The following is a 6,526-nucleotide window of genomic DNA, read 5'->3' as shown; positions in this document are numbered from 1 at the left end:
AGATCGGCTGCGCAAAAGCGACATTCGAGGGGCGGATTCGCGGAAGAGCTAACCTGCCGAGGTGACGGGTACCGACGCGAGTACGTTGCGGCTGGAACCCGCCGCGGGTGAGGCAACCTCGCTCACTTCGACGAGCGGCGAGCAGAACGAGGTTGAGCTGACCGACGCAGATTCGCGGCGACCCCAGCAGCGAACGGCTGGTCCAACCTCAGTTCGCAGGTCGCTCAAAACGTGCCCGTCGCTGCCAGGGCGGCTGAGTCGATCGATGAAGCGACTTCCGGCACGATAGGCAGTCGTACAACAAAGCGCGCACCGCCAAGCGCTCCATCTTCAATTGTGATGCTGCCCCGGTGCTTGCGAGTGATCACGTCGTAACACAACGCTAATCCTTGGCCAGTTCCTTTCCCAACTTCCTTCGTCGTGTAGAACATCTCAAAGACACGATCTCGACGGTCAGCGGGGATACCGAATCCAGAATCTTCGAATTCAATGCACACTGTGTCGTCGTCGTGATAGGTGCGGACCACGATCTTACCAAACGCTTCGTCGTCGCCCTTCTTCTCGTCTACCGCATCCGCGGCATTCACCACGAGATTGAGCGCGACTTGGCTCAACTCAGCCGCGTGCGCGTACGGATGGGGCAGATGCTCGTCAAGGTCAAGGTCGAGCGTAGCGACATATTTCCATCGGTTGGACGAGACCGTTACCGCGTCCTTGACCATGCTGTTAATATCGGTCGGCTGCTGGCCACCCTTGCCCGGGTGCGACATAGTCTTCATCGCGTGAATGATCTCGACAACCCGATTCGCGGCTTTCTGGGTGTCAGAAATCGCCGGAGAGGCGTTGCCAACCGACCGTCGAAACCTTGGGTTGCTCAACGCGAGGTCAATGTTCTCGAGGATTTCGGTGGACTCCTTATTGGAGGCCGCGATCTCATTGCCCACGTTATCGAGGACGTCGAGGATTTCATCTAGTGCTCCGGAGACGAACTCCACGTTTGCCACGATTGATTGCATCGGTGTGTTGATTTCGTGGGCGACCCCGGCGGCGAGTAGCCCCATGGAATCGAGCCTCTGCGACTGGGCGAGTTGGCGCTCCAACTCCTTCATCCGAGTCACTTCGGTAAGCAGTTGTTCTGTTTCGGCTGCCTTGCTACGGAAGACCTCTGCCGCGTGAGCCAGCTTCCCCAGTTCGTCACGGCGTCCGATGCCAGGTATTTGCTCGCAGCTTTTGCCTTGAGCAAGTCCATCGAGGGTTTGCGCGATTACATTGAGTGGCGGAGCGATCGTTCTGGCGATCAACCACGATGCCAGCAGGCCCAGCGCTATGGTCAACAACGAGAAAGTCGTGTTGATCAACTCGAACCTCGAGCTGTCGCGTTGCATCTCGGAGGTCAGGCGAGCGGCGCTTGCCGAGCACATGTCGCGAATGTGTTCCACTTCATACAAGAGCTCGGCGGATTCGCCGGCGAGCACCACGTTCACCAGATGGAGGTAGCCTCTCGTGGCTTGTACCATCTGAATGAACGCGGCCTCGAAATCGCTCGCTGCACGGATTGCCACGGTTGCCTCGTGATCGTCCGGAGCGTCAAGGCTCTCTAGATGCTGTACGACCTCCCGAAGGCGTCGCTTAACGGTCGTGACCAAATCGCTGTCAGGGCTGTTCGCGAATCGCAGCGCGTTCAGCTGAGCTGAGTTGAATGCCGACTGAGCCGCGTAGACGAGCTCGGTCTTGCCTTCAGCTCGTGACAGCAGGGACTCGATCGCCGACGTAAAGCGAGCTTCGTTGTAGGGGAAGTCTCCTTCTAGTAGATCACGTCTCTTGGCGCGGTCTGCGACGACATTGACGAAGATGGTCTCCTGAACTTTGAGGCTCGCACGCATCGTCTCGATATGGCTGCTCTTGACACCTGCGATCTCACGATCAAACGACGCATCGGCTACCGAATCGAGTTGCTCTCGGAGCAACCCTTGGAGCCTTGCAACGCGTTCTCCAGGTCCGTCGTAGCCAGTGGCCGCAAACAGCAGGACGTTTCGCTGTAGGTCGCGGACCGACTGATCAATTCGATAGAAGGCTTCGACCTGACCGAGAAGTCGGGATTGGATTTGTTGTTGCTCCTCGGCCTCACGCAATCCGTAGTGCCCGAGCGCCACAACGGAAAGGTGCAACGCCAGCACGATGGCGAAGCCAAGCCCGATTCTTGCCGACACGCTCAGTGCTGGGAAACGGAGGAAGACTCGCGATGCGTTTCGTTTGCCCATCACGTCGTAAGTAGCTCGTACCATCGGACTAGGCTGTACTCGTACGAGTTCATCACCGTGTTCCAAACGGCCACGTTACCTAGGCGTTCTTCGTAAGCCCCGCCCCGCCGTAATTCGCCGGCTTTGACGGCTCGCTTGCCTTCGGCGCCCAAGAGGTCGGCGCGTGCGGGCTCGCCCCGGTACCAGTAGCTCCACTCGTCTTCGGACAGATGCTCGCGGGCCCGTTCGGGGATCGAGATGTAGTAGCCCTGGCGGGCCATGTATGCGCCGGCCCACCCTTCAAGCCACCAGTTCATGTACTCGTAGGCCATATCGCGGGCCCGTTCATTGCATCGAGACGACAGGCAGAGCACGCCGTGCCAACCTCGATAGCCCTCGCGAGGCGCCGCATACGTGACGGGTATCCCCATGCCGTTGAGGGTAGAGACGGCGGGGGAAAACATGCTCTCAATCGCGACGCGACCGGAACGCATATAGTCAACAGACTGCGGCACGGAGTTCCAGAGTCCAGCGAAATGGCCGTCGTGCTTGAGTCGCACCAACACCTCGAACAGGCGATCGATCTCATCGCGCGTCAACTCGCCAATGTCGGCGAACTCGACCAGCCCGTTCGCTTGAGCGGCCAAGGCCGCGTCAAAGATCCCGATGGCGGGCTCGTTAACGAGCCCGACCTTGCCTCGGTACCTCGGGTCGAGCAGCCACCCCCAGCTCTCCGTTTCGTAGGGAAGCCCCTCGGGAATTACGGTGGTGTTGTAGCCAAAAGAATCGACATTGTGCACGTAGGGGACAAAGCTGATCTGATCGGTCGTCGTGCAATCGAGCGAGCCATCCTTCTGCACATGAAGCAGCTTGTGCGGCGCATCGCCGGCGCCGATCGCCATGTCCGGACGCAGACGACCCGACTTGGCCAACGAATTGATCTCCTGCCAGCGACGGATTCGCGACTTATCGATGGTCTGGATCGCGTCGGCCTGCCACAGCACCTTGATGCTGTTAGACCACTGCTCATAGACATCGAAGCTCTCGGGCCGTGTCGACGCCTTCTGCAGCACTCCGGCGGACCCATGGGCCTCGTAGTGGATCGGGAAACCGAGGTCTTGCTCCGCCCGCCGACGGATGTCTTCTTGCATCGTGACCGCGGTCCCCATGACCCTCAATGGCTCGGGACGACGGGTGTGGATCGCGGGCGCCGACCTGCACAACGCCCCGGCGAAGAGGGTTGAAGCACCGCTCAGGAAGCCTCTTCGGCTACAGCCTGCTCTCTTCGTGCTTGCAAGCGCCGTGCTCATCTTGTGATCCACCTGAAGAATGAATGCCCGCAAGCTTCAGACACAATCGATCACAAGTGAGTGCGATTCTCTCGAGGCGCCTTTAAAAACGATGAAGCTGAGTATTGATTGTTAGGAATCGGCAGGTAATCCGGCCTGGTACACGAACGGCTTTTCTCATCTCAACAATACCGGCGGCATCGCGCATACAGTACTAGAGCCACAGAGAGTCGTACCATCGCTTTCAGGCTCGGTCATCGTCGCGTGCCTATCCGCTATCGCGGGCCAACGCCTCTCTACACTGTTAATGCTGTACTCGTAGCATCTCCGGCAATGGCGTAGAGCACTAGCGATGCGACCTTTAACGAGAGCATGAGCGTCGTGCCGAGGTTGCATCGGCCGAGGGGACTTTCGGGCAGGCCGAACTCGCGTCGGTGCCCGTCACTTCGGCAGGATTCGGCTCCGTCTACGCCGCCGAGGCTGGACCAACCGACGCGGCTGGGCACCCCGAGCTATCTGCAGAGGTCTTGGCCGAGCTGGGAGACCGCTGCTAGTTAGCCAAAGCCCTTCGAGACCGCGGTTGATGCAACCTCGGCATCTTCACGGCATCCAACTCCGAGTCAGGAAAGTCACGGATTAGCGATTTCGAGAGGCGACCAAATGCCCCTATCGGGTCATCCTTATGCTTCTGTCGTTCGGACTCGCTAGCTACCGGCCGCTGCGTGTGACTCGCATTCAGTGCGCTGCGGAAGATCGGTCTCGAAGGCCCCGATGATGCCGACAGATTGCGCAGGCGAGGAGGACAAGGAGTCCCGTCGAGGGTTCGGGAACGCTGCTGGGCTGTGATACCGCGGTCGCCCCGTAGTTGCTCGCCCACACGGTGTAGTCACTCTGTGTGAAGGTCGTGCCGAGGCCATCTCGCCAGACGGTGTAATCGGCGGCGTCCACGGTCCCGTCTGCGTTGAAGTCACCGGCTAGGGCTGTCTCTTCGACGAGCAAGAGGGTGAGCAGGGCGTCGGTGGCGAAGAAATCGCCCATGCCGGTCGTGGCATTGAGATCGAAGCTGAAGGGGAGGCCATCGGCGAAGAGGCCAGCCAGAGTCGCGTCGCGATCGGTTATCGCGGTCGGCGTGGAGATGCTCAGTCCGGTGATCGGCGTGCCGTCGAGGGTGAAGCCGCTACGAAGGAGGTTCAACTCGCCATTGCTATCGACCAACAAGTCGCCGCCGACGGTAAAGCTACCCCCGAAGGCGTTGAGCGTGCCGCCGTTGACGGTGATGTCGCCGTCGGCGTCAAAGGTGGCTATGGCCTGGACATTAAGCGTATCGCCAGGGTTGACGGTCGTGGTGCCGGCGACGGTGGTGGTGCCGGCGAGCTGGAGGAAGGTGGCGTTTCCGGTCTGACCGATGACCAGCGGGCCGTCGATGACGAGCGAGCTGCTAGTGGCGAAAAAGAGGGCGTCTTCGCTTCCCGTCCCGACCGTGCCGAACTTCAGCGAGGTCACCGTGGCGTTGCCCGTCCCCGCCGACGTAAACCCTGAGAAGCGAAACGCGTCGGCCGGGCCCACCAGGTCCACGGCGAACGGGTCGGCGTCGGCATCGAAATCCGAAAGATTCAACCGGTACACCTGCGCCGTTATCGGCGACGGCAACGGGGTGTCGCCCTCGGTAAACGTGATCAGCGAATCGCGGCTGAACGCGCCATCGTAGTCGTCCTCGGCGATCAAGGTGCCGCCGGCGTTGAAGAGCATGAGTTCGGAATCTCCCTGACCATCGGCGATCGTGTCGCCCGCTTCGTTGATGCCGCCCGAGCTGGCGTAGGTCGCGAAGCCGTAAGACGAACTCTGCGCTCGTCGCAACCCTCTGCCGTGCGCTGCTGACAAAGCTAGGGCGTTTTGCGACAATCGGTGACTTCGAACGAGCAATGCCAACATCGGTATCGATCGGCATACGCCGGCCGATCTCGCGCGACAACCTTGTTGAATAAGACGTCAGTTGTTGATTTCCTGATGCGATGCACTTAGCGTCTGGGCTAAGGCCATGGCGGTTTCGACGCGGTCGGAGAAAAACAGTTGCGGCTCAATGTACTCAGCCTCTATCACTAGAGCCGCGTCGCCATCCAGTAAGATGTCGATTCTGGCGTAGGATGCCTTCGGACCTCTGGCGATCGCCAGTCTAGCCGCATCCAGCACCTTATGGGGCGGAGACTCAAGCGTTACAAGTGAACCGTATTCAGGTTGCGAGCGGATATCCCCAAAAGCCGGCCGCTTTCTTACCGCATGCCGGAATTCATCCGCAACGAAAACGAGAGACCATTCGCCGTCGGTACGGATCGAAGGAATAAGAGGCTGCAGAAGAACGTCGTAGTCCCACGTCCGATTGTAATCCAGCGTACCACATTCGCCCACTTGGTCGTGTGCAATGACTTCAAGACCTGACCCACCGGCTCCAATAGTCGGCTTTGCGACGATTGACTTGCATCCCAACGCCTGGAAAAGCGTTGCGACCCTGCATTCGTCGCCCGCCTCAACGACAGCTGTCTGTATGGTCGGCACCCCGCACGACTGCAGTTGCAAAAGGTACCTCTTATCGATATTCCACTCGATCGCTTCCAGGGAATTAACGAGGCAACTTGCCGAGCCGACCTCTCGACACCACTTCAAGAATACCAAGGGGGTCTGCGCATAGTTCCACGTAGATCGAACTACGCAAACGTCGCTGCTTCGAAGCATCCACTCGCCCCGGTCCCATGGGCGTATGCGACTCGCATGCCCCAAGGCGGCTAGGCACTGCTGGAGAGTCTTGTCTTCAGGGACACCTTGGGGGTGTTCGGACGAGGTGGCGATGTAAATCATGCCGTAACGCCCGGCGGGCCTACCTCGTTGCGGGAAGTGGTGAAAACGACAAGCTGGATGGATAATGCGTGGCGATGGCCTCCGCTCGGCGATGCAGCTGGCTCTACGTGGCCCAGGGCCAGCGCTAATTCTGGGAGAGATAGG

General features: G+C 59.6%; 4 protein-coding genes. All 4 read right to left on the bottom strand.

The annotated features are described in order from the left end of the window. Nucleotides 1-224 precede the first annotated feature (224 nt). The 4 genes from Pla111_RS16890 to Pla111_RS16875 all read right to left on the bottom strand — a co-directional run bounded on the left by Pla111_RS16890 (nt 225) and on the right by Pla111_RS16875 (nt 6,190). Nucleotides 225-2,285 carry a sensor histidine kinase gene (locus tag Pla111_RS16890; RefSeq protein ID WP_146575639.1) on the bottom strand — a complete coding sequence of 687 codons (2,061 nt, stop codon included), beginning with the start codon at nt 2,283-2,285 and terminating at the stop codon, nt 225-227. Then, entirely contained in the window at nt 2,261-3,409 is a 1,149-nt protein-coding gene (locus Pla111_RS16885) for an ABC transporter substrate-binding protein (RefSeq protein WP_315851497.1), read from the bottom strand. The genes Pla111_RS16890 and Pla111_RS16885 overlap by 25 nt, the downstream gene beginning before the upstream one ends. Nucleotides 3,410-4,264: 855 nt before the next feature. Then, entirely contained in the window at nt 4,265-5,410 is a 1,146-nt protein-coding gene (locus Pla111_RS16880; protein WP_146575637.1) for a hypothetical protein, read from the bottom strand. Nucleotides 5,411-5,518: 108 nt separating this feature from the next. Continuing rightward, nucleotides 5,519-6,190, bottom strand: a complete 672-nt coding sequence (locus Pla111_RS16875; protein WP_146575636.1) for an ATP-grasp domain-containing protein — start codon at nt 6,188-6,190, stop codon at nt 5,519-5,521. Nucleotides 6,191-6,526: the final 336 nt, after the last annotated feature.

The sequence above is a fragment of the Botrimarina hoheduenensis genome, from assembly GCF_007859815.1.
GTDB classification, from domain to species: Bacteria; Planctomycetota; Planctomycetia; order Pirellulales; family Lacipirellulaceae; genus Botrimarina; species Botrimarina hoheduenensis.
Note: the sequence above shows the minus strand (reverse complement) of the source record. Positions and strands in the feature narration are given on the sequence as shown.

Excerpts from the sequence above, each read along its gene's own strand:
- Pla111_RS16885 (WP_315851497.1), bottom strand. The coding sequence starts at position 3,409 with ATGGGGACCGCGGTCACGATGCAAGAAGACATCCGTCGGCGGGCGGAG.
- Pla111_RS16890 (WP_146575639.1), bottom strand. The coding sequence starts at position 2,285 with ATGGTACGAGCTACTTACGACGTGATGGGCAAACGAAACGCATCGCGA.